The 24,786-nt window shown below is 41.7% G+C and carries 17 protein-coding genes and 2 tRNA genes; 7 read left to right on the plus strand and 12 right to left on the minus strand.

What is annotated here, in order from left to right; genetic code table 11:
* The first annotated feature begins 8 nt into the window (after positions 1-8).
* The 5 genes from R3O62_RS09140 (at position 9) to R3O62_RS09160 (ending at position 12,771) form a co-directional block, all read left to right on the plus strand.
* The gene (locus R3O62_RS09140) at positions 9-1,775 is read left to right on the plus strand and encodes a RagB/SusD family nutrient uptake outer membrane protein (protein WP_005810134.1); all 1,767 of its coding nucleotides are present in this window, start codon (positions 9-11) and stop codon (positions 1,773-1,775) included.
* Between the two features lie 295 nt (positions 1,776-2,070).
* A complete protein-coding gene (locus tag R3O62_RS09145; RefSeq protein WP_317473081.1) occupies positions 2,071-5,481 on the plus strand; it encodes a TonB-dependent receptor in 3,411 nt (1,136 codons plus the stop codon).
* 28 nt (positions 5,482-5,509) lie between these two features.
* Positions 5,510-7,270, plus strand: a complete 1,761-nt coding sequence (locus tag R3O62_RS09150) for a RagB/SusD family nutrient uptake outer membrane protein (RefSeq protein WP_317473080.1) — start codon at positions 5,510-5,512, stop codon at positions 7,268-7,270.
* 314 nt (positions 7,271-7,584) lie between these two features.
* The gene (locus R3O62_RS09155; RefSeq protein WP_005818559.1) at positions 7,585-10,968 is read left to right on the plus strand and encodes a TonB-dependent receptor; all 3,384 of its coding nucleotides are present in this window, start codon (positions 7,585-7,587) and stop codon (positions 10,966-10,968) included.
* 18 nt (positions 10,969-10,986) lie between these two features.
* The gene (locus tag R3O62_RS09160; protein WP_032531780.1) at positions 10,987-12,771 is read left to right on the plus strand and encodes a RagB/SusD family nutrient uptake outer membrane protein; all 1,785 of its coding nucleotides are present in this window, start codon (positions 10,987-10,989) and stop codon (positions 12,769-12,771) included.
* 83 nt (positions 12,772-12,854) lie between these two features.
* Here the strand turns inward: R3O62_RS09160 and R3O62_RS09165 are convergent, their stop codons facing one another.
* The 5 genes from R3O62_RS09165 to R3O62_RS09185 form a co-directional block, all read right to left on the minus strand.
* The gene (locus R3O62_RS09165; RefSeq protein ID WP_032531781.1) at positions 12,855-14,105 is read right to left on the minus strand and encodes a Gfo/Idh/MocA family protein; all 1,251 of its coding nucleotides are present in this window, start codon (positions 14,103-14,105) and stop codon (positions 12,855-12,857) included.
* A gap of 64 nt (positions 14,106-14,169) precedes the next feature.
* Positions 14,170-14,242 (minus strand) — tRNA-Gly (locus R3O62_RS09170).
* Positions 14,243-14,250: 8 nt separating this feature from the next.
* Positions 14,251-14,333: transfer RNA gene (locus R3O62_RS09175), tRNA-Tyr, on the minus strand.
* Positions 14,334-14,405: 72 nt separating this feature from the next.
* Complete coding sequence (ribH, locus tag R3O62_RS09180) at positions 14,406-14,900, minus strand: 6,7-dimethyl-8-ribityllumazine synthase (RefSeq protein ID WP_005785230.1); 495 nt, start codon at positions 14,898-14,900, stop codon at positions 14,406-14,408.
* An 84-nt stretch (positions 14,901-14,984) separates the two neighbouring features.
* Complete coding sequence (locus R3O62_RS09185; protein ID WP_005785232.1) at positions 14,985-15,668, minus strand: tetratricopeptide repeat protein; 684 nt, start codon at positions 15,666-15,668, stop codon at positions 14,985-14,987.
* Between the two features lie 160 nt (positions 15,669-15,828).
* On the opposite strand from R3O62_RS09185, the gene recF reads away from it, so the two are divergent.
* The gene (gene recF, locus R3O62_RS09190) at positions 15,829-16,941 is read left to right on the plus strand and encodes a DNA replication/repair protein RecF (RefSeq protein ID WP_032539676.1); all 1,113 of its coding nucleotides are present in this window, start codon (positions 15,829-15,831) and stop codon (positions 16,939-16,941) included.
* Positions 16,938-17,228 (plus strand): DciA family protein, encoded by a 291-nt coding sequence (locus R3O62_RS09195; protein ID WP_005775689.1) that lies wholly within the window; start codon positions 16,938-16,940, stop codon positions 17,226-17,228. The genes recF and R3O62_RS09195 overlap by 4 nt, the downstream gene beginning before the upstream one ends.
* 120 nt (positions 17,229-17,348) lie before the next feature.
* Here R3O62_RS09195 and R3O62_RS09200 read toward each other — a convergent pair whose 3' ends face one another.
* The 7 genes from R3O62_RS09200 to gap form a co-directional block, all read right to left on the minus strand.
* The gene (locus tag R3O62_RS09200) at positions 17,349-18,137 is read right to left on the minus strand and encodes a histidinol-phosphatase (RefSeq protein ID WP_005810120.1); all 789 of its coding nucleotides are present in this window, start codon (positions 18,135-18,137) and stop codon (positions 17,349-17,351) included.
* Positions 18,134-18,664, minus strand: a complete 531-nt coding sequence (locus R3O62_RS09205; RefSeq protein ID WP_032535650.1) for a 5-formyltetrahydrofolate cyclo-ligase — start codon at positions 18,662-18,664, stop codon at positions 18,134-18,136. Before R3O62_RS09205 ends, R3O62_RS09200 begins: the two co-directional genes overlap by 4 nt.
* Positions 18,594-20,321 carry a S41 family peptidase gene (locus tag R3O62_RS09210; RefSeq protein WP_005810117.1) on the minus strand — a complete coding sequence of 576 codons (1,728 nt, stop codon included), beginning with the start codon at positions 20,319-20,321 and terminating at the stop codon, positions 18,594-18,596. The genes R3O62_RS09205 and R3O62_RS09210 overlap by 71 nt, the downstream gene beginning before the upstream one ends.
* A 78-nt stretch (positions 20,322-20,399) precedes the next feature.
* The gene (locus R3O62_RS09215) at positions 20,400-20,837 is read right to left on the minus strand and encodes a dCMP deaminase family protein (protein WP_005775695.1); all 438 of its coding nucleotides are present in this window, start codon (positions 20,835-20,837) and stop codon (positions 20,400-20,402) included.
* 11 nt (positions 20,838-20,848) lie between these two features.
* Positions 20,849-21,346 carry a DUF4847 domain-containing protein gene (locus R3O62_RS09220; protein ID WP_005775696.1) on the minus strand — a complete coding sequence of 166 codons (498 nt, stop codon included), beginning with the start codon at positions 21,344-21,346 and terminating at the stop codon, positions 20,849-20,851.
* Between the two features lie 6 nt (positions 21,347-21,352).
* Complete coding sequence (locus R3O62_RS09225; RefSeq protein ID WP_317472921.1) at positions 21,353-23,410, minus strand: M3 family metallopeptidase; 2,058 nt, start codon at positions 23,408-23,410, stop codon at positions 21,353-21,355.
* Between the two features lie 245 nt (positions 23,411-23,655).
* Positions 23,656-24,657 (minus strand): type I glyceraldehyde-3-phosphate dehydrogenase, encoded by a 1,002-nt coding sequence (gene gap / locus R3O62_RS09230; protein ID WP_005775699.1) that lies wholly within the window; start codon positions 24,655-24,657, stop codon positions 23,656-23,658.
* Between the last annotated feature and the right edge of the window lie 129 nt (positions 24,658-24,786).

Here is a 24,786-nt window from a genome sequence, read left to right on the forward strand (position 1 = left end):
ACGATTATATGAAAAAAATAATAACTCTACTATGTGCGGTTGCCACTTTAACCGCTTGTGACATAGACAGACTTCCTTATGGTTCAATGTCAGCCGAACAAATAACTCAGGATCCTACCTCTTCATTAGAGTCACTTGTAAATGGATGCTATGCACAATTAAAAAGTTGGTCGGATCCTATGCATCGTTTAGGGGAATATGCGGGTGATAATATGGCGAAAGATAAATCATCAACGGATGCCTTTTTCGATTTTATTTCTTATTCCCGCGATGCTGATAATTATCGTCTACAAAGCTTTTGGGACTCCGGATACAAAGCTATTGCACAAGCTTCGAATATTATTAAAATGATTGATGAAGGACAAAGCAAAACCATTGATTATCAGCTGGGTGAATGCTACTATATCCGTGGTATGATGTATTTTTATCTTGGACGTGCTTTCGGACGTCCTTATTGGGACAAGCCGGAAGGACATATGGGAGTCCCTATTGTAAACGGTACGCCAGACGATGTGAATAATCTTAATCTTCCTGATCGTTCGACTGTTCAAGATACTTATGAACAAGCTATTGATGACCTGAAAGCAGCGGCCCGATTGATGGAAAATGGAGAAACTAAACGAGAAGGTCCTGCATATGCATCTAAAGAAGCGGCATGGGCCATGTTGTCTCGTATTTATTTATTTATGAGTGGAACTTATGAAGCACCCAATAGTGAAAATGCCCAGTTGGCCATTGATTATGCAACTAAAGTCATTGAAAGCACCACTGATGAAGGTGGACTGAAATATGAGTTGCTCTCCCGTGAAAATTTTATGCGATATAATACATTCATGCCGGAAAATAATAAAGAATCTATTTTTGTAGTAAAAATCATGGCATCAGAAAAGCCGGATTATTGGAATTCTATTGGTGGAATGTATTCTTATGCTGGACAGCAAGGCTGGGGAGAAATGTATGCGAGTGCCAAATACATGGATTTATTAAATGAACAGGGACGTAACGATTGGCGTCCTGACAAGAAAAAGATTGTAGATGCACGAGCAAATTTCATTTCACCAAGCTACATCACGGATAGTGATGGTAAATATGTTGAAGTATTCCGTTTCATAAAGAATGTATACAACAAAAACAACATACATACAGGATATACATATGTACAATTGCCCGTTTCTAAAAGAGGTGACACTGTAACTTGTAAAGAGGGGGAAACTAATTACACATTGTCATTAATAAACAGTAGTGAAGAAAAATATTCAATCAGCTATTCAGACGGTCAAATCTATCACGGTGTTATTGATTATGAAATAGAACTCTCAAGCGGGCAACCCAAATTCTATATTCTCAAATGTTCGAATGAAGGAACTGCAAGCGGAGAAGCTGAATCTCAATTACATTCTCCTGTCATCTCTCGTTTAGGCGAGGTTTACTTGAATCGCGCAGAAGCATATGCCAAAAAAGGTGATTATCCTCATGCACAAGCAGATCTGAATATCATTCGTGAACGCTCTTTACCCGGCGGAGGTTATAATGACTTAAATGCTTCCAACGCTAAGGCGCGAATAGAAAAAGAGAGACAATTAGAGCTGGCCTATCAAGCAGAACGTAGTTATGATGTATTTCGCAATTGTGAAACATTAACTCGCAAATATCCCGGAGTACATGATGCCATGCTTGAAATTCCTGCTACAGACTATCGGGTTATTTATTTTATTCCACAAAGTGCTATTAATTCTTATCCCGGAACCTTAACACAGAATCCTACCAGTAATTAGAAGCGTTTGACGAAACGTACTTCAATAGATTTTTAATAAAAATGTGAGGCTTATCTATAACTAAATAGATAAGCCTCTTTCTATATGTAATACGATTATTATTAGTTGTCTTTTTGAAATTGCCCTTATACCAAGTTCATACGGAACTTGGAAAATTCATCATTTTAAACCTAAATAAAAAGAAAGAAATGCACAAAGAAAAATGACAACTTAGTTAGCCGAGGTACGTTGGTACAAAAAGAATCATGTACCCTCTTTATCAATCAAAATTACAATCTAATAATTAATCGTATTTATGAAAAAATGCAATCTGCGGTGGTTTAACCCGCAAAAAGTCAAAAAACAACTGGCGTTTGTTTTGGCAATCTGTCTGGTTTGTATGGTGCCTGTCACTACCTATGCCCAAATTCTTAAAATATCCATGAAGAGGACTAATGTCTCTATTCAAAATATGATACGGGAATTAGAGCAAAAAAGTGGGTATACCTTCTTTTACAATGACAATCAGGTAAAACTCAGTAAGAAAGTTTCTGTAGATGTTACGGATGCACCTATTGAGAAAGTATTGGATCAGATTTTTAATAACTCCGGTTATACTTATAAAATAGTAGATAATCAGATTGTTGTTTCGGCAGCAAAGATAGAAACTTCTAAAACATCCTCTCTCCAACAACAGAAAAGTGTACGTATCACGGGACAAGTGAAAGATACTGCCGGAGAACCGATTATTGGTGCTTCTGTTGTAGAAAAAGGATCGGCAAGTAATGGTACAATTACTGATATGGAAGGAGGTTTCAAGTTAACAGTATCAGGTAATGAATTGCAAATAACCTATATTGGTTATATGCCACAGACCGTAAAAATTCATCCGGGAGTAACCAACTATAGTATCACAATGAAGGAAGATACCAAGACTCTGGACGAAGTGGTAGTGGTAGGTTATGGTACACAAAAGAAAGTAAACTTAACCGGTTCGGTAGCTTCGGTTAGTACTGATGAAATCAAAGACCGCGTACAGACGAACGTGTTGTCGGCTGTGCAAGGTACAGTACCTGGAGTAACCGTTATTTCACGTCCCGGACAAACACCAAGTATTAACTTCCGTGGACGTGGTAACTTAGGAACTTCGTCACCTCTCTACGTAATCGATGGTGCAATTGCGGATGCCACATTCTTTTCTAACCTTGATCCAAATAGTATCGAATCTATTTCTTTCCTGAAAGATGCTGCTTCATCGGCCATTTACGGTTCACGTGCGGCCTATGGTGTAGTATTGGTAACTACCAAACAGGGAAAAAATGATAAAATGAACGTTTCGTACAGTGGTTACGTAGGTTTGAGTAACCCTACTTACAAACCGGAGTACGTCAATTCTACCCAATATGCAGAGTTGTACAATGAGGCTCTCTACAATTCCAATCCAAAAGGTGGAAAATACCAAGGGTATACCGAGGAAGAAATTGGCTATTTCAGAGATGGTTCTAAACCAGACTTATATCCAAACACAGATTGGAATGATCTGATATTAGACAAAAATGTACTGACCACTCAGCATTCCTTGGATTTCAGTGGTGGAACAGATAAGATACGTTACTTTATCGGTTTGGGCTATGTGTATAAAGACAACATGATCCCCGGACAAGATAGCCAACGTTACAACTTGAATACCAATCTGAGTTCAGATATCACCAAGTGGCTGACTGTAAAGGCAGGAGTAAAATATATCCGCAATGATTCCGACCGTGATTGTGGCGCACCTTCATTGGCCAGTTTCTCAATGGTACCGGTTACATTCGTTGCAAAACAGTCAAATGGTGATTGGGGAACTGTGAACGGAGGTCAATCAGCAACAAGTAGCTTCATCACAAACAATCCACTCCGTGCATTGAGCAAATCGGATTGGAGTAAATCAAAAAGTGAAAATACCATGTACGATCTCGGTTTTGATATCAAACCGGTAAAAGGGCTTATTATTAGCGGACAAGGTGTATTCAAAGGATATGAATATAAGAGCAAAAGTTACACCGCCTTACAACCTAATGCCATAAATTACTTTTCCGGAGAAGAAATAGTTGGAACCGGAGTAACCAAAAATAAAATGAGTATGGACTGGCAGAGTACAAATACAATGCTTTATACGGCGACAGCCAGATATGACTGGTCGAATGATAAACATTCAGTAGGAGCATTGGTAGGTACATCTTACGAGCATTATAAATATGAAAGACTGGCAGGATCACGTGAAGAGTTTCCATCTGACGCATTAACAGATATGGAAGCCGGCTCTACGTCGGGAGCAGGCTATACCAATGGTGCAGGTTCATCAGAATATAAGATGTTGTCTTATTTTGCTCGTGTTAACTATACTTTGATGGATCGGTATTTATTGGAAGTAAACATGCGTGCAGATGCATCTTCACGTTTCCACAAAGATCACCGTTGGGGATATTTTCCTTCATTCTCGGCTGGATGGAGAATGAATGAAGAAGGCTTCATGAAAGACATCGAGTGGATCAATAATCTGAAAATCAGAGCTTCTTATGGTACTCTTGGTAATATAAACAATGTAGGAAATTATGATTATTTTCAGAATTACAGCAGTGGAAACCATTATAATTTCAGTGATTCGCCCGTAATCGGTATCGGTGAATCCAAACCTGCTAATGAAACGCTCGGTTGGGAAAAAGTTGCTTTAACTGATATTGGTTTGGATTTCGACATTTTCAATGGACTTCTGGGTGTAACAGCTGATTACTATATCAAAAACACAAGTGATATTTTGTTGGGATATAATGTACCTACAGAAACCGGTATCACAGCTGCACCTTCACAAAACATTGGTAAAGTGAAAAACACAGGTTTCGAATTAGCCTTGAATCACCGTAACAAGATTGGAGCTGTTAACTACAGCATCGGAGCTAACATTGCTACCAATAAAAATAAAATTACCAACTTAGGCGGTTCGGACAATATTATTCAGACCAGCAGTTATATCGTGAAGTATATCCTGAAAAAAGGGGAATCAATCGGTTCTTTCTATGGATTTAAAACAGACGGACTGTATACTCAAGCTGATATTGATGCCGGGCATTACTACACATTAAGTGGAGTAGTACCTAATGCAGGTGATGTTAAATTTGTTCCTCAACGTGACATCGAGTACAAACAGGAGATCACAGACGAAGATCGTACTATTCTTGGTAAAGATGTGCCCGACTTCACATATGGTGTAAACTTAAGTCTACAATATAAAGGTTTTGAATTCAGTATGTTTGGACAAGGAATCAGTGGAACTAAGGTAGCATTTGACGTATATGGTGTTCACCCATTCTACCATGGTCAGGATAACCCAAGAAAATACCATCTGAAGAGATGGACAGAAGAGAATCCAAATCCATATGCTGCTTATCCTCGTCTCTACTCGGCAAGTAGTGTACACACAACTTATAATCGTAATTTCAGTGATTATCATTTGTTTGACTCGGACTATTTCCGTTTCAAGACTTTGTCATTGGGATATACGGTACCATCTGCCACAGTGAAGAGCTGGGGATTGCAGTCATTGAAGGTATATGTAACAGGAGAAAACCTGTTCACAGTACGTGCTGATAAAAAGATGGAAGACTTTGATCCGGAAACAGCCGGTGGTGTGATTTATACGCTGGGAACCAAATCGGTAGCATTTGGTGTAAACATATCATTCTAAAATCATTCATTAAAAAATAGAATTCACAATGAAAAACAATATAAGAAAAATTGCATTGGGATTATGTCTCACAGGAGCGTTAACAGCCTGCGATTTAGATGTGGTTCCACCTGCTGACATTGCAGCAGAAAACTTTTGGCAAACGGAAAAAGATGCATGGTATGCTTTAAATACCTGCTATTCTACATTGGATGGTGTAGACATTTGGGATGAATTGTGTACAGATAATGCACATAGCCACAAACCTTGGGAAGGAAACTTCGAAATGGTACAACAAAACGGTATAAGCACAGCCAATGGATATGGAAGCTACTATTTTGGTACCGTTCGTGTAGTGAATAACTTTATTGCTAATGTAGATAAATGTGCAGTCAGTGATGAACTAAAAACACGCATGAAAGCAGAAGCACGTTTTTTCCGCGCTTTAAGTTATCTTGATTTGACCACGAAATTCGGAAAAGTTCCGGTAATTACGGACGTTTTAGCTTATGACGCACCGAATGTTAAACGTGACGAAGTGGAAACTGTCCGGAAGTTCATTCTTGACGAATTGGCAGAAATAGCGGAAATCCTTCCTGATAGTTATAACGGTAGCTACATGTATGAAACAGGACGTATCACTCGTGCCGGTGCTCTGGCCCTTCGTGCACGTGCCGCCTTGTATTTTGGAAATTACGCCGAAGCAGAGTCATCTGCCGGAAAAATCATTTCTGAAGGACATCATTCTCTATTCCGTGTGTCGTCACTCACCACAGTGCAACAAAAAGAAGCCAATGAAATGGATGCTTATATTGATTATGCAGCCAAAGGTATCGATAAAGATAAATTCGTGAAAGGTATGTTCAGTTATGAATCATTGTGGCACAAAGGTAACGCATCTCCCGCCAATCCGGAGTATATTGTAACACGTGAGTACATGGCTGATGCAAACAACTATGATTGGACAAGATATACATATTTCATACCCAAATCATTCTCTCAATACGACGGATACTGTTCTTATGAACCGATGCAGGACTTAATTGACGCATACTGGGATGTGGATGGTAAAACAATGCGTAATGACATCACTATGGAACAGCGTAAAGAACGTTATGCCGAAATATGGAAAGACTTTAAAGATATGAGCCAATCTCAATTCATTGAAAAAGTTCCGCAAACGGATATTATGAAATACGACTATATGAAAGAATTCCGCAATCGTGACAGTCGTTTATATGTATCTATGATGTTCCCTTTCAAAGGATGGCATGAAACTGTTAAAGGCACATTCTATTTCCGTTGGGATCCGGATCTGATAAATAAAGATGGTAATGAATCATGGACGGGATATTTTTATCGTAAAATGGTTACTCTCGATCCTTATGATACTTGGACTGCTGAAGAAGATTATCCGGTGATTCGCTATGCTGAAGTATTGCTGACATACGCAGAAGCACGTATCCAGAACTCCGGATGGGATACAGAAGTACAGAAAGCATTGAATGACCTGCGCGATCGTTGTGGTATGCCGGATGTACCGACTTCCATGCCTTCTAAAGAAGAAGCTCTGGCTTTTGTACGTAATGAACGGCGTATTGAATTAGCGGCAGAAGGCCATCGTTTTGATGATATACGCCGCTATGGAAACGACTATTGCAGCAAGGCTATGAATGGTCCTTCTTATGCTCCAAACGGATATGTTGTGATCAACAAAGTTTGGGATGAGCGTTTGATGCTTATGCCTATACCTCAAGGTGCAATTGACTTGAATCCATTGTTGAAAAACGATCAGAATCCGGGATATTAATTTAACACACATTATTTATTGAGGGTTAAAGCCCGTTCATGGTAATACATGAGCGGGCTTTTTTATGTCCCAATTTATGATATTCAGAACTGCAATTTCCTCATTTATAGCCATTCAGGTGATAACCGGTTTTACATCTCTTCTGCCCAAGTTCGTTTAGAACTTATACCAAACATCAAATTTTAAACCTAAATTAATAAAGAAAAGAATGAGAGAGAAACCGTAAATGACGTTAACCTGGTGCAGCGATGCTTTAGAAGTGTCCTGTGCTCACTTTATCAATCAAAATTACAATCTAATAATTAATCGTATTTATGAGAAAATGCAACATGCGGTGGTTTAGTCCGCAAAGAATGAAAAAGCATCTGGCTTTTGCTTTGGCAGTTAGCCTGATAGCTATGGTACCTGTGAGTGCCTTCGCTCAAGTACTAAAGATTTCAATGACGAAGACAAACGTATCCATCGAGAGTGTACTGCGTGAACTTGAAAAACAAAGCGAGTATACTTTCTTCTACAATGACAATCAGGTAAAGCTGAACAAGAAAGTATCCATCAATGTGTCGGATGCTCCGATCGAAACTGTACTGAACGAAGTATTCAAGAATTCGGGATACACTTATAAGATCGTGGATAATCAGATCGTAGTATCTACTGTGACTGCAGCTGCTAAGGATGTGCAGGCTGTTCAACAGCAGAAGCAGAGAAAAATTACCGGAGTCGTGAAAGATGCAATGGGTGAAGCCATCATCGGAGCATCTGTAGTAGAAAAAGGTACTACCTCTAATGGTACTATCACTAACATTGAAGGTGAATTTACCTTGAATACTGCCGGTAAGGAACTTCAGATTACTTATATCGGTTACGTACCTCAGACCATCGTACTTAAGCCGGGAGTTAACAATTACAATGTCATAATGAAGGAAGATACAAAAACTTTGGATGAAGTTGTAGTTGTTGGTTATGGTACTCAGAAAAAGGTCAACCTGACAGGTGCAGTATCTTCTGTTGGAGCAGATGAATTGAAAGAACGTGTAAATACAGACGTATTGGCTTCTGTACAAGGACAGGTTCCGGGAGTAACCATCATATCTCGTCCGGGATCTACTCCATCAATCAATATGCGTGGTCGCGGTAACTTGGGAACTTCTTCTCCTTTGTTTGTTATTGACGGTGCAATTGCTGATGCTTCTTTCTTTTCAAGCCTTGATCCGAATTCGATAGAAAGTATTTCGTTTCTGAAAGATGCGGCATCTTCTGCAATTTACGGTTCTCGTGCAGCTTATGGCGTTGTATTGGTAAAAACAAAAGGTGGTAAAGAAGGTGATTTGAAGATCAGTTACGATGGTTCGGTTGCAGTGAAGATGGCAACTTATACACCCGATGTATTGAGTTCTGAATGGTACGCACGCTTGAGCAATGAAGCTGCTCTGAATGAAAACCCGAATACAAGCACGCTTCCTTATACTGATAAGGAGATACAAATGTTCCGTGATGGTTCTAATCCGGATATGTACCCGAATACGAATTGGTATGATTTAGTATTGAAGGATGAAGCTGTCATGACGAAACATTCTGTAAGCTTTAGTGGTGGTAATAAAGTGAAGTATTTCACTTCATTAGGATATATGTATGATGATAAATTTACTCCTGGTGCAAAAAGTGAACGTTATAACTTGACTACCAACATTTCTTCGGATATTAAGTCTTGGTTGACAATGCGTTCTAATATCAATTATATCCAAAGTACTTCTGATAACGACAAGGGAGGGGTTATTTATACACACTTGCTGACAATCCCGTCAACTTATGTTGCTCGCCATAGTAACGGTGAATGGGGTAGTTATGAAGGTGGAAAGCCTGCTGCAACAGTAAACATGGAACGTAACCCTTTACGCCGTTTGGAAGAAGGAGGATGGTCGAACAGCAAGACTGAAAATACTTTGATAAATCTGGCCTTAGATATTAAACCTGTAAAAGGATTGGTATTGACTGGTGAAATGATTTATAAAGCCTGGGATTATAAATCTAAGACTTATACTGCAAATAAGAATAAAATTAAGGATTTTCAGACCGGTACTGAGCTGAATGGTACAGATGTAACCAACTCTAAGATGGAATACAGCTGGGAAGAAAACAGTCGCCTTACTTATAATGCATTGGCCAATTACGTTTGGAGTAACGAAAAGCATAATGTGAATGTTTTGGCTGGTGTATCTTATGAACATTATAAATATCAGAAACAAAAATCATATCGTCTGAAATTCCCGACTAATGGTATGACAGACATGAATGGTGGTTCAAGCGCACCGGATGATACTTATGCTGAAGGTGGAAGTAACGAAGACAAGTTGATGTCTTACTTTGGTCGTGTAAATTATTCATTTATGGATCGTTATTTATTGGAGGCCAACATCCGTGCTGATGCTTCTTCTCGTTTCCATAAGGATAATCGTTGGGGCGTTTTCCCTTCATTCTCTGCAGGTTGGCGTATTAATCAGGAAGGATTCATGCAAGATATCAACTGGATCAATAACTTGAAGGTGCGTGCATCTTGGGGACAGTTGGGTAACATCAATAACGTAGGTCAATATGATTATTTCTCTTCTTATCAACAAGGGGGTAACTATAACTTTGAGGATGTCATTGTTTCGGGTATCGTAGAATCTAAACCAGCCAATCCGACTTTGGGATGGGAAACTGTTACTATCACTGATATCGGTGTGGATTTTGATATTTTCAATGGCCTGTTGAGCTTTACAGCTGATTATTATAACAAAAAGACAGATGATATCCTGTTGTCATATCCGAGTCCGAAAGAAATCGGTATCGGCTCTGATTTCAAGGTTTCACAAAATATTGGTACGGTAAGCAATAAAGGTCTGGAACTGAGCATTACACATAATAAAACTCTGGGTGACTTTGCGTATACAGTTGGTTTTAACATGAGTAAGAACTGGAATAAGGTTACCAACCTGGGAGCTAATGACCCGATTATTGAAAGTCCGTGGATTAAGAAGGTTGGTTATGCAATCGGTACCTTCTATGGATATCGTTCTGACGGTTTGTTGACTCAGGAGGATATTGATGCTGGTAATTACATCACTGATGGTTTGGTACCTCAGGCTGGTGATATTAAATATGTAGACTTGGACGGTGATGGTAAACTTACCGATAAGGATAGAACTTATATTGGTTGTGATGTACCTGATATTACTTATGGTGTGAATTTGAATCTCCGTTATAAAGGATTTGAATTAAGTATGTTCGGTCAGGGAGTTACCGGTACAAAAGTAAACTTCAGCATGGAAAATGCTTGGGCATTCTCGGATTATGCAAGCCCGCGTAAATATCATTTGAAGAGATGGACGGTAGATAATCCTAATCCGAATGCAGCTTATCCGCGCATTTATCCCCGTACAAGTAAACATTCAACTTATAACCAATATTTCTCTGACTACTGGTTGTTCGATGCCGATTATTTCCGCATCAAGAATATAACTTTCGGATATTCTTTCCAGAAGCCGGTATTGCAGAAGTTGAGCCTGGAGGCATTGAAGCTTTATGTTGCGGCCGAGAATCCGTTTACTATTCGTGCTGACCACCGTATGGAAGATTTCGACCCTGAAACAGCTTCAGGACGCGGCGTTAATACTCGTGGTACGTCTTCGATTGCTTTTGGTGTAAATCTAACATTCTAACATTATTGATTATAAAAGATGAAAACTATAAATAAATTATTCAAGGGTATATTCCTTTGCACTTTAGTTAGTGTAAGTGTTAGTAGTTGCGACTTGGAAGTGGAGCCGCCTGCTAATATTGCCGCCGAGACATATTGGACATCTGAAAAAGATGCTTGGTATAATCTGAACTCAATTTATTCTGCAGCAATTCCGGGTATCGGTATTTACGGAGATGCTTACTCGGATGATGTATATTGCCAATATGCACACGAGTCTAAGGCAAAGATATTCCAGCAAGATGGTTTTAGCCCTCTATATGACGAAGGCTGGAACTTTGAGACAATTCGTAAGGAGAATTTATTTTTGCAGAAAGTCGGAAATTGTGAGATGGATGAATCTTTAAGAGAAAGATTCAAGGCAGAGGTGCGTGCAATGCGTGCATGGACTTATCTGGGCATGACTATGACATTCGGTAAAGTGCCTTTGATTACTGAGGTGCTGGATTATAACTCGCCTAATATTCCGCGTGACGAGGTAAGTGTGATTCGTGATTTTATTATGAAAGAACTTACTGAGGCTGCTGCAATATTGCCTGAGAAATATACCGGTGGTTATCCGAATGAAAAGGGACGTATCACAAAATATGCTTGTTTGTCATTGAAAGCAAGAGCGGCTCTGTATTTTGGAGACTACGCTTTAGCAGAAACTACTGCCAAAGAAGTGATGGATAAGGGAGGTTTCTCTTTGTTCAAGATTTCTTCTTTATCGGAAGCACAGAAGAAAGAGGCAGAAGAAATGAGTTTGTATATTGATTTTGAAGAAAAAGGAATCGATAAAGACGAATTCATTAAGGGTATGTTTAATTATGAAGCTTTGTGGCATACAGAAAATGCTAATCCGGATAATCCCGAATACATTATGACTCGTCAATATGCTGCTTCCAGTTGGGATTATCAAGATATGACTCGTTATACAAGTATGCGTCCGAATCAGTTGGGTGGTTGGTCTTCTGTAACTCCGACACAGAATCTGGTAGATGCTTATTGGGGAGTTGATGGCCACAGTGTACCGCAGTTGCCTACTCCGGAAGAACGTGCTAAAGCGTACAACGAGATTAAGGCAGACTTGGATGCTTATCAAAAACCCGAAGGAGAAGCTAAGTTTATCGCTTTCTGTCAGGAAAAGATAAAGAATGGAACATTGAAAAATTATAAATATATTCAGGAGTTCCGTAACCGTGATAGCCGTATGTATGTTTCTATCTTGATGCCATTCAAGAGTTGGTATGAATCTAATTATGGCGATAAGTTTGTGTATGAATGGATAAAGAATGGTAATAACGAATCAAAGACCGGATTTAACTTCCGCAAAATGCTTTCATTGGAAAATGATGCTAATGGCGATGGACAGGCAACCGGTGATTATCCTTGTATCCGTTATGCTGAAATTTTATTGATTTATGCTGAAGCGCATACACAGACTACTGGGTATGATGCTGCAACAGAAGCAGCTTTAAATCAGTTGCGCGACCGTTGTGGTATGCCGGATGTTCCTTCTGGTTTGAGCAAAGAAGAAGGTTTAAAACTGATTCAGAACGAACGTCGTATTGAATTGGCTGGTGAAGGCTTCCGTGGTGATGATATGACTCGTTATAGTGACGATTACTGGAAAGAGCACATGAACAATGTACCCATCATGACTCCTGACGGTGATACGGAACTTACAATGAAATGGAGTTCTCGTATGCGTCTGAAACCAATTCCGCAAACAGCCATTGACTTAAATCCGCTATTGGCTGGCGATCAGAACCCGGGATATTAATTTAACACAGATATCTCTTAATTAAAGGTTGAAAAAAAGGGATCGGTTTTAAAACCGGTCCCTTTTCTTGTTTTTATATAGTTTTAATTATTTTCCCATGCTCCTCTTGTAAAATCCGGTATTTCTACAGGAATACTACCGTTTAATACCGATTGCTCGCTTAGTTCTGTGATGCATGACCATTCGGCGGCATCGTATACATCCATATCCAATGGGAGCCCGTTGCGCAGGCAATGAATCAAACGGCAATCCATGACATAATTCATTTCATTGGGCAGATTTCTCCGATGGGCTTCTGCACCGTAAGTAGCTGTAAAAGGGTGTTTGTAGCGTTCCATAATATCTTCAAGCGCTTTTCTTTCGAGAGGAGCACTTGCATCGGGCTCAAGGGCGATACAGGGAACGGGATACTTCTGGGCAAAGCCTTCCGTACCACAGATTGTATGGAGGCGGCTGTACGGGCGTGGAGTGACGACATTATACTGAACCATGATACTCTTGCCTTTCATTGTGTGAATCAAGGTGGTGTTCATATCTCCCAACCGATACTTTTGATGGGCTTCGGGAGAATTTTCTCCGAATGTCTTACGGGCGTACGACGTCATGCCGGCTTGCAGACTCGATAATGAAACGAGATAATTCATGCGGTCTCCCCGATGAATATTCAGTACCTGGCAAATGGGGCCTAAGCCGTGAGTAGGATAGGGGTTACCGGTATGCTCTATACTATATTTCCTTCCCCAATGATTGTGAAATCCTCCTTTACTTTCGTCGGCGAAGTAGATAGAGCGCAGATCATGTATGTATGCTCCCTCTACGTGCGTTATCTCTCCGAATACACCCTGTTGTGCCATATTCAGTGTGGTCAATGCAAATGGATCGTAGCAACAGTTTTCAAGCATCATACAGTGTTGCCTTGTCTTCTCGGCTGTATCTACCAGCTTCCAGCATTCTTCTACGGTCATGGCTGCCGGAACTTCGATAGCTACGTGTTTACCGTGTTCCATAGCATAAACTGCCATGGGAGTATGTGTCAGCCAATCGGTACAGATAAACACCAGGTCAATATCATTCCGTTCACACATTTGTTTCCATCCATCCGGCCCGGTATAACCATCCGGTTGGGGATAGCCTGCTTCCCGGAGAATTTTCTGCGCTTTAGTTAGGTTACCTTCCCTGATTTCGCAAAGTGCTTTGATTTCGATTCCTTCGATTTGCAGATAACGCTGTAAAGTCAATACACCTCTATTGCCAAGCCCAATGAAAGCAAGGCGCACAATGGGTATGGGAGGATGTGCCAGTCCGAGCACATGTGTTTGTGAAGGAGTTCTCATATGTGGTTAGGATGTTAGGGTTATATATAAAAAAAGAGAATCTAATTTCTCAGATTCTCTTTAGAGCGGAAGACGGGGCTCAAACCCGCGACCCTCAGCTTGGAAGGCTAATGCTCTATCAACTGAGCTACTTCCGCAATTTTTGTGGGCAAAGATGGATTCGAACCACCGAAGTCGAAAGACAGCAGATTTACAGTCTGCCCCATTTGGCCACTCTGGTATTTGCCCTTTTGTTTGCTTTTGAGTCCCTTTGCTTTCTCTTAAGTAGGTTTGTTTCTCAATTGCGATGCAAAGATACAACTATTTATTTAAACTCCAAACAAAATCGATCATTTTTATTGCAGTAATTGCACATTCGTCTCCTTTATTACCCAGTTTGCCGCCGGCTCTGTCTTCTGCCTGCTCCATAGTGTTGGTGGTAATTAATCCGTAAATAACTGGTATATCGCCAGTTGCGTTCAGTTGCGCTACGCCTTGTGTCACTCCCATGCAAACATAGTCAAAATGTGGAGTATCTCCTTTAATTACGCAACCAATGATAATAATTGCATCTATATCGCTATTTTCCATCATCTGATTAGCGCCGAAGGTAAGTTCGAAACTTCCGGGGACTGTTTTTACCAGGATATTTTCTTCTTTGGCTCCATGTTTCTTCAAAGTTTTCACAGCTCCGTCCAGCAGGGCACCGGTGATGTTAGCATTCCATTCGGAAACAACGATACCGAATTTCATTTCTTCTGCATTCGGAACCGAATTAAAATCGTAATCAGATAAGTTATGATATGCTGTTGCCATAATCTATATATTTTTGGTTGGTGAAAAAAAGCTACCCAGATTGGTTTGGGTAGCTTTCTATATAATAAGGTGTATACCCCGTTATTATTTTTTCAGCAGTTTAGCTTGCTCAATGTATTTATCGATATCCATTGCCTGATAAGACTGGAAGTATTTGTCCTTAATTTTGGTGAAGGCTTTTACTGCTTCTTCGTTCTTGCCTTGCTTCATCAGAATTTCTCCGGCTTGGAGCAGGAAGATAGGGCTCAGTGTGCTGTTGTCTGCATGATCTGCTGCTTTCAGAAGAGCGGAAGTTGCTTTATCGAGCTGACCTAACTGAGCGTAGCAGTTACCAATGGCACCTTGAATGGCAGGAGCTACCATTTGGTCGTCTCCACTGAAACCGTCAAGTGCTTTGATGGCTTCTTCATATTTACCTAAATTCTGGTAGCAGATACCGGCGTATGCCTTTGCCAGATTGGCTGCTTTGGTTCCGCTGAATTGATCGGCTACTTTCAGGAAACCGATAGAACCGATGCTATCACCGTTCAGTGCTTGTTCGTATGCACTTTGCTCAAAGTACTGTTCGCTTTTGAAAAGAGCAGCCTGTGCTTTTTCTTCACGAGGTTCTGCGTAGAAATTCTTGTAGAGGATTGCACCTGCTACGATTACGATTACGGCTACAACGGCGCCAATGATTGCTTTTTTGTTTTTAACAAGAAATGCTTCCGACTGTGTCAGTGCATCTTCCACATTCAGTTCGTTGTTGTGGTTCTTTTGTTCTGCCATTTTTATATGATTCTTTTTGTTATTTTTTCAACTGGATATTTTGGTCAGCAAAAGTAGTTTTTTTATATATATAAACGAAATTTAGAGGCATCTTTTTTTGTTTTACGGCCTAAAACCCCGAAAATCTTTCTACTTTTGTAACCAAACTCAATGTGCATACATGATACTGAAGCGTATATCTATACTGAATTATAAGAATCTGGAGCAGGTGGAACTGAATTTCTCGGCTAAGTTGAACTGCTTTTTCGGACAGAACGGGATGGGAAAAACCAACCTGCTCGATGCTGTCTACTTTCTGTCTTTTTGTAAAAGTGCCGGAAATCCGATTGATTCGCAGAATATTTGTCACGAACAGGACTTTTTTGTGATTCAGGGGTTCTACGAGGCGATGGACGGAACGCCTGAGGAGATTTATTGTGGAATGAAGCGCAGGTCGAAAAAACAATTCAAACGCAATAAGAAAGAATATTCCCGTTTGTCGGATCACATCGGATTTATTCCCTTGGTAATGGTTTCGCCGGCCGATTCTGAATTGATAGCCGGTGGTAGTGACGAGCGGCGCCGGTTTATGGATGTGGTTATTTCACAGTATGACAAAGAGTATCTGGATGCTTTGATCCGTTACAATAAAGCATTGGTGCAACGAAATACGCTGCTGAAGAGTGAACAGCCGGTGGAAGAAGAATTGTTTTTGGTTTGGGAGGAAATGATGGCACAGGCCGGTGAGGTGGTGTTCCGGAAGCGGGAGGCATTCATCAGTGAGTTTATCCCTATATTCCAGTCATTCTATTCGTATATCTCGCAGGATAAGGAGCAGGTAGGGCTGACTTACGAGTCACATGCAAGGGGGGGGGCTCTGCTTGAAGTCTTGAAGGAGAGTCGGGTACGGGATAAGATTATGGGATATTCACTCCGGGGGATACATAAGGACGAGTTGAATATGTTACTGGGTGACTTTCCCATTAAAAGGGAAGGTTCACAGGGGCAGAACAAGACTTATCTGGTAGCGTTGAAGCTTGCCCAGTTTGATTTTCTGAAACGTACGGGAAGCACGGTGCCTTTGTTGCTGTTGGATGATATTTTCGACAAGCTGGATGCTTCGCGCGTAGAACAAATCGTGAAGTTGGTAGCGGGTGACAATTTCGGGCAGATTTTTATAACGGATACAAATCGTGAGCATTTGGATCGTATATTATATAAGGTAGGCAGTGATTATAAAATGTTCCGTGTAGAAAACGGGGCAATTAATGAAATGGAGGAAAAAGACCAATGAAACGGAATGATGCGGAGCCTATTGGCAAACTGATTCAGAAATATCTACGTCAAGAGAGTCTGGAATCTCCACTGAACGAACAGCGTTTGCTGGATTCTTGGGAAACAGTGTTGGGACCTACCATAATGTCGTATACAAGAGATTTATATATTCGTAATCAAGTATTATATGTGCATTTGACTTCTGCTGCCCTTCGTCAGGAGTTGATGATGGGAAGGGAACTGCTGGTTCGTAATCTTAACCAGAAAGTCGGTGCTACGGTGATTACTAATATTATTTTTCGCTGACAGCCGTTATCTCTACCAAGAACGAAGGCTCTGTTTGATACAAACAGAGCCTTCGTTCTTGGTTAACAGAGCTTCTGTCCGGAGTGGATAAAGCCTCTGTTTCAGTGAAACGTTGTTTGCTTAATATTCCAGGAATGGAATGGTATCTATGACCGGCATTTTCAACTCTTTCAGCTCTTTGCAAGCCCGGTCGTAATAGACCGGATTTTCTAAATCGAGATTGTTGTGTGCATCCAGTCCGATGATGGCTGTACATCCTTCATTGGCCGCAATGTGCCAAAACTGTGGACAGGGATAGGTCATTATTCCCCGGGCTTCATTGGTGGCCATATAACCGACATTGTATTCCAACGGGATGTTCAGTCGTGCCGCAGCCCGGCAGATGTGGCGGCTAATGCTGGTACAATGTGTATCGAATTCCGGATAGGAGCGCATAAAGAGGTCGGGGTGGGCCAGATAGGCGAATAGTCCGCTCTCCATTCCTTCAATAGAGCTTTCCTTATAGAGGTCGAGCATGTCCCGGTTGGTAGTGTGGTGTCCGAAGTATGGAAACTTTTCGTCGGTGTGGTAATGATGGTTCCCAAAAAGGATGTAGTCCAACCGGTACTCTCTAATGATTTCTTTCAGCCAATGGGTGTATTCGGGAAAATATTCGCATTCCAATCCGATTCTGATACTGATCCGGTTGCGGTATTTTTCTTTCAAGGCGCGGATACTTTCTACGTATTCCGGTAATTCCTCTGGCAGCATACGTATATCTGATACAAAGTCCGTATGATACTTCCACGGACTATGGTCAGAGAAGCCCAGTTCCTGAAAACCACCTTTGATAGCGCTGCGCACATAGTCTTCGTCGTTTCCTACGGCATGCATACAGCGAGTGGTATGTGTATGATAATTCGTTTTCATTGTGCTATGACGGTATCCATGCGGAAGTCAAATTCTTCTGCAGGAACTTCTTCAATCAATTGAAACGGGAAACAAATTCCGGCTTTGGGTGCCGCGATCTGAGGGAGTAAACGGTCATAATAACCTTTGCCGCGCCCTAAACGATGTCCGTGCCGATCAAAAGCGACACCCGGAATGACTGCCAGATCGATCGCTCGGTAATCGGTGAATCGTGTTCCTGTCGGTTCGGCAATGCCATACGAACTTATGGCAAGATCCTGAGGTCCTGTGTAGACACGTAGTTCCAATTCGTCACCTATCACTACGGGAAGTATAATTTTCTTTGACCGGCTCCATTTCTCAATGAAGGCGTGAGTCTGTACTTCGTCCTTCATTGAGTGATAGAGCAGTATGGTATGCCCTTTTTGGAATTCAGGGTATGCTTCAAGGGTGGTTAGCACCTTCTCCGACAATGCCTTAAGCGTAGAGTCGGAGTATTTCTTCTTCTCCTGTGCTATCCACTTGCGCAGTTGTTTTTTTCTTTCCATCTTTCTTTTCCTCCTTTTGAGGTTCTACGCTGACGGGAGCCTTGGGGAATGCTTCTCCGCTCTCAAGTAGTTCGACAGCCTTTTTCACAGTCTGATCGCTTTGGTTGAGATATTGAATATAGGCTTCTTTTCCCAGCATATTGTAGATGATATTACCGTAAATGCTCTTTTCCAGTAACTTATATGATTTCTGAATCAGAATATTTCTCCGTTTGACTCCTTTGCTGTCAGCATAGCGTATGAACTGTTCGACCAGTCCCTGGCGGCGCAGGTAGTTCAACAATGATTCTTCATCTTCATATTTCTTCAGCTTATCGCGGTTGTTATCCGTATAGTGGAACGTGAACTGAATGGTAAGTCCCTTACTCAGTACCTCGGTCAGATATGAAGTAACACCCGTTGTATCTTGTGGAACGAATACATCTGGCATGATACCGCCACCACCGTATACCGGACGTCCCAGAGCTGTAGAGTAGCGCAGATTTTCGTCGAGCTTGATACTGTCTTTCGAGAAGTATTCTCCATGTTCATAACGCGTCAGCCAATCCATTTCGTAGTTGCGGTCTTTGCCATTCTGGTAAGGACGTTGGATACAGCGTCCGGATGGAGTATAGTAGCGGGCAATGGTCAGGCGGATAGCTGAGCCGTCGCTGAAATCGATGGGTTGCTGTACCAGACCTTTGCCGAACGAACGGCGTCCTACAACCATACCGCGGTCGTTATCCTGGATAGCACCGGTAAAGATTTCGCTGGCTGAAGCCGAACCTTCGTCGATCAGTACGATGATAGGCATCTTTTGGCAGCTGCCTGTTCCGTTGGCAAACTCGTCGGCACGAGGATATTTGCGTCCTTCTGTGTATACGATCAGTTTACCTTCGGGTAGGAATTCGTTGACCATGCGCACTGCGGCTTCCATGTATCCTCCTGTGTTGCCACGTAAGTCGATAATCAGCCCTTTGCAGTTCTTATGATTCAGGAGAGCAATAGCGTTCAGTAGTTCCACATGTGTGGTACGACCGAATTTACTGACTTGTATATAGCCGAAGTCATCTGTCAGCATATAAGCTGCGTCGATGGTGTTTTGCGGAATATCACCACGTGTGATGGTGAAGTTCAGAAGTTCTTTCTCTGTAGCACGTTTCACGCCCAGTTTCACTTGAGTACCCTTCGGGCCTTTCAGAGTGCGCATGGCACGTTCATTGGTCACTTTCTTCCCTACGAATAAACTGTCGTCCACCATTACGATGCGGTCACCTGCCATCAGTCCTACTTTTTCCGAAGGACCTCCCTGAATAACGCTGTTCACGTGTATGGTGTCGTCCTGGATGGTGAACTGGATACCGATACCGCTGAAACTGCCTTCCAGTTCCGATGTCACTTCTTCCAGATTTTGTGCCGGGATGTAGGTGGAGTGGGGATCCAACTCTGCCAGAATCTGTGGCATTGCCTTCTCCACGAGGTCGGTCATGTTGACAGTGTCCACGTACTGGTCGTCGACAATGCGTAGCAGGGCATTCAACTTGTTTGAAGATCCGTTGATAATGCCGAGCCGGTTGCCGGCAAAGTGCTTGGCATAAAATGTACCTATCAGAATTCCGATTACCACACTGATAGCAATGATGACAGGGGTAAATCGTGAAGAGTTCTTTGTACTCATATCTTTAATCATTATTGGCTACAGACGACAAACTGCAGGGTAGAGCTGTGTTGTAGTCAGTTGTTTATGTATGTTGTTTCATTTTTCACTTGTATCGACGAAAACGACTTCGATACCTGCACGTTTCAGCAATTCTATTCCGTCTTCCAGGCGGTAGTGCTCGGAGTATACCACTCGTTTGATGCCTGCCTGTATAATGAGTTTAGCACATTCGATGCAAGGCGAAGCTGTAACATACATCGTGGCTCCGTCACTGCTGTTGTTGGAGCGTGCTATTTTGGTGATGGCGTTGGCCTCGGCGTGCAGGACATAGGGTTTAGTCACATTGTTATCATCTTCACAAATATTCTCAAAGCCCGATGGTGTCCCATTGTATCCGTCCGAGATAATCATCTTATCTTTGACAATCAGCGCTCCAACCTTACGGCGCTGACAATAAGAATTTTCCGACCAGATGGCAGCCATTCGGATATAACGTTTGTCTAAATCTGATTGTTTTCTGTTTGCTGTGTCCATTCGCTGCTATATTATTTATCAACATGAAATACAAGACATAAGTCCCTGCCTCCCTCATCCTTGTAATAGATGAAAAGGTTGTCGTAATTTCCTTTATACGAAGTAGCTCTGTTGAGTCCTTCGACAAACTTGTTGCTGAATCCTAACGGATCACTTTCAGAACCTTTTACTGAGGCGGAGAAGGCATTGCTTTCACCGTTGGCGCTCCAGGTTCCTGTATAGGTATGTGTCAGAAGCGTTCCGTTAAATTTTCCGCTGATGACATTGTCTATGTTTTCTCCCTCAAACTTGATGGTGTATGCACCCTCCTTATTGATATAATTCTTGATGGACTGCTCGTATTTATCTTTGTCACCCCAGAAATCATAAGGTTTATGATCATTCTTTTTGGTTATGTACGTCAGTTTCCATACTTTTCCGGTAAAGATACCATTCACATCGTCCGAATCATTGCATCCGCATACAAAAGGGAGCATCAAAAGTAGTAATAATAAGTATTTATATTTCATATCTTTCTATTTTTTTATTCCGTTTCTGATAAGTAATGCATCGATGGTAGGTTCTTGTCCCCGGAAACGTTTATATAGTACCATCGGGTGTTCTGTTCCTCCTTTCGACAAGATGTTACTTCGGAAGGAGTCAGCTACGTCTTTGTTGAAGATTCCTTTTTGCTTGAACAGAGAGAACGCATCCGCATCCAAAACCTCCGCCCATTTGTAGCTATAGTATCCGGCCGAATATCCTCCGGCAAATATGTGTGAGAACTGAGTGCTCATACAAGTTTCCGGTACCATAGGCAGTATCTGTGTTTTGGACCATGCCTGGCGTTCGTACTCTTTTACGTCTCCGTCGAATGGAGTGTTGCGGGTATACCATGCCATGTCCAGCAGACCGAAGCTGACTTGGCGGAGGCAGGCATACGCTACATTAAAGTTAGAGGCATCTACCAGTCTCCGGATTAATTCGTCGGGCAAAGGCTCTCCTGTCTGATAATGGCTGGCAAAGGTATGAAGAAACTCTTTCTCGATGCCGAAGTTTTCCATAATCTGTGAGGGGAGTTCTACGAAATCCCAGTAAACATTCGTCCCGCTCAGGCTTTGGTAAGTTGAGTTGGCAAACATTCCATGCAAAGCGTGTCCAAACTCGTGAAGGAAAGTTTCTACTTCGTCATAAGTCAACAAAGCCGGTTTACTTTCTGTCGGCTTGGTGAAGTTCATCACTACCGATACGTGCGGGCGACTGTTCTCGCCTGTGCTTTCTATCCATTGGCCTTTGAATTCTGTCATCCAGGCACCGGAGCGTTTACCTTCACGCGGGTGAAAATCCGTATAGAGCACAGCAAGGAAATTACCGTCTTTGTCCATTACTTCATAAGCGTCCACATCCTTATGATATACCGGAATATCGGGGTTCTTGTGGAATGTGATTCCGTATAATCGAGTGGCTAATCCGAAGACTCCCGCTTTCACTTTGTTCAGTTCGAAGTAGGGACGAAGCATCTCTTCGTTGATGTTGAATTGCTGATCCTTCAGCTTGTTGGAGTAGTAGCTCCAATCCCAGGGCATTATCTCAAAATCGTCTCCCTGCTCTTTGCGGGCTAACTCCTGTACTGCTTCATATTCTTTGCGTGCTGTGGGAGTATAAGCATCCAGCAGTTGGTTGAGAAGGGTATATACAGCATCGCTGGTTTCGGCCATGCGTTTCTTCAGTGTATACTCTGCATAATTGTCATAACCCAGTAATTGTGCGATTTCCATATGGATATTGACTATCCTTTTTACAATTTCCAGGTTGTTATATTCATTATTGTGCGTACACTTCGTATTGTAGGCCATATAGAGTTCGCGGCGTAAATCGCGGTTGTCGGCATACGTCATAAAGGGGATGTAACTGGGGGCATGCAGTGTGAATACCCATCCATTCACTCCTTTTTCCCGTGCTGTTTCGGCTGCGGCTTCTATAGCACTTTCAGGCAGACCGTCCAGTTGGCTCTTGTCTGTCAGTGCCAGCTGATAGTTATTGGTCTCTTTCAGGTTGTTTTCGCTGAAGTCCAACGTTAGTTTGCTCAGCTCTCTGGTTAATTCACGGTATTTTTCTTTGGCTTCGCCTTGTAGGTTGGCTCCGCGACGTATGAATCCGTCATAGGCATTTTCCAGAAGTTTCATTTGTTCCGGGGTCAGTCCTAAAGAATCTTTCTGCAGGTATACAGCTTTGATGCGTTCAAACAGTGCCTCGTTCAGGCTGATGTTATTGCTGTGCTCACTTAGCAGCGGCATCATTTCCTGGGCAATCTGCTGCAAGTCATCATTAGTTTCGGCACTGCGTAAATTGCCGAATACGGTTGTTACCCGGTCGAGTAATTCTCCGGACTGTTCGTAGGCCAGAATGGTGTTAGCAAATGTGGGAGTTTCCGGATTGTTGACGATGGCATCTATTTCTGCTGCCTGACGGCTGATACCTTCGCGAATGGCCGGTTCATAATGTTCTGTTTTTATTTTATCAAAAGGAACGGTTCCATGCGGAGTTGTATATTTCTCGAAGAATGGATTTTGTGCATTTGCTATATTTGTCATATCAAGTAATATCAATGTTACATTTACAAAATTACAAATTTCACCACAGAGTATCACAGACTTCCGTATAGTTTTCTTCTTATTTAACGTGTTTCACTGTAGTTTTTGCTATGGGAGACGGAGAGAAGTGCAGAACTGTAAAATAAGCATTCCGTGTCTTCGTACGTCTTTTAGGGTGAGCTGTAAAATAAAAAAGCTGTTCCGGTTTCCCGAAACAGCTTTCCATATATTGTATCTTAGCTTGATTATTTAGCAGCGATAACGCGAGCCATTTCACAAACTTTGTTTGAGTAACCCCATTCGTTGTCATACCAAGAAACAACTTTAGCGAAGTTAGAATCCAAAGAGATACCTGCTTTAGAGTCGTAGATTGAAGTGTTAGCGCAACCACGGAAGTCAGTTGAAACAACTGCATCTTCAGTGTAGCCCAGGATACCCTTCAATTCGCCTTCAGAAGCTTCCTTCATAGCAGCGTTGATTTCTTCCATTGTAGCAGCTTTTTCCAAAACAACTGTCAGGTCAACTACAGAAACGTCAGAAGTCGGAACGCGGAATGCCATACCAGTCAGTTTACCGTTCAATACCGGCAATACTTTACCTACAGCTTTAGCAGCACCTGTAGAAGACGGGATGATGTTTTCCAGGATACCACGGCCACCTCTCCAGTCTTTCTTAGAAGGACCGTCTACTGTTTTCTGAGTAGCAGTAGCAGCGTGAACTGTAGTCATCAAACCTTTAACGATACCGAACTTGTCGTTCAATACTTTAGCGATAGGAGCCAAGCAGTTAGTAGTACAAGAAGCGTTAGAGATAATGTCCTGTCCAGCGTATGAAGTGTGGTTTACACCATATACGAACATAGGAGTAGAGTCTTTAGAAGGAGCAGACATGATAACTTTCTTAGCACCAGCCTGGATATGTTTGCGAGCTGTTTCGTCAGTCAGGAAGAAACCAGTTGATTCAACTACAACGTCAGCATCAACTTCGTTCCATTTCAAGTTAGCAGGATCCATCTCTGCAGTCAGACGGATTTTGTTTCCGTTTACAATCAGAGCACCGTCTTCTACAGCAACTTCGCCTTCAAAACGACCGTGTACTGAATCATATTTCAGCATGTATGCCAAGTATTCAGCATCCAACAAGTCGTTAATACCTACGATCTGAATGTCGTTACCAAAGTTCTTAACTGCTGCACGGAATACCATACGTCCGATACGGCCAAAACCGTTAATACCTACTTTAATCATTTTGTTTAAACTTTTAAGGGTTTTATAATATTTGTTCAAATACTTTTCTAAATTCGCATTTGTTTCATTAGAATGCGGTGCAAAAGTAAGAAAATGTTTTTATATTCGCATATTAAATTCATATTAAAT

The sequence above is a fragment of the Bacteroides hominis genome (assembly GCF_033042785.2).
GTDB classification, from domain to species: Bacteria; Bacteroidota; Bacteroidia; order Bacteroidales; family Bacteroidaceae; genus Bacteroides; species Bacteroides hominis.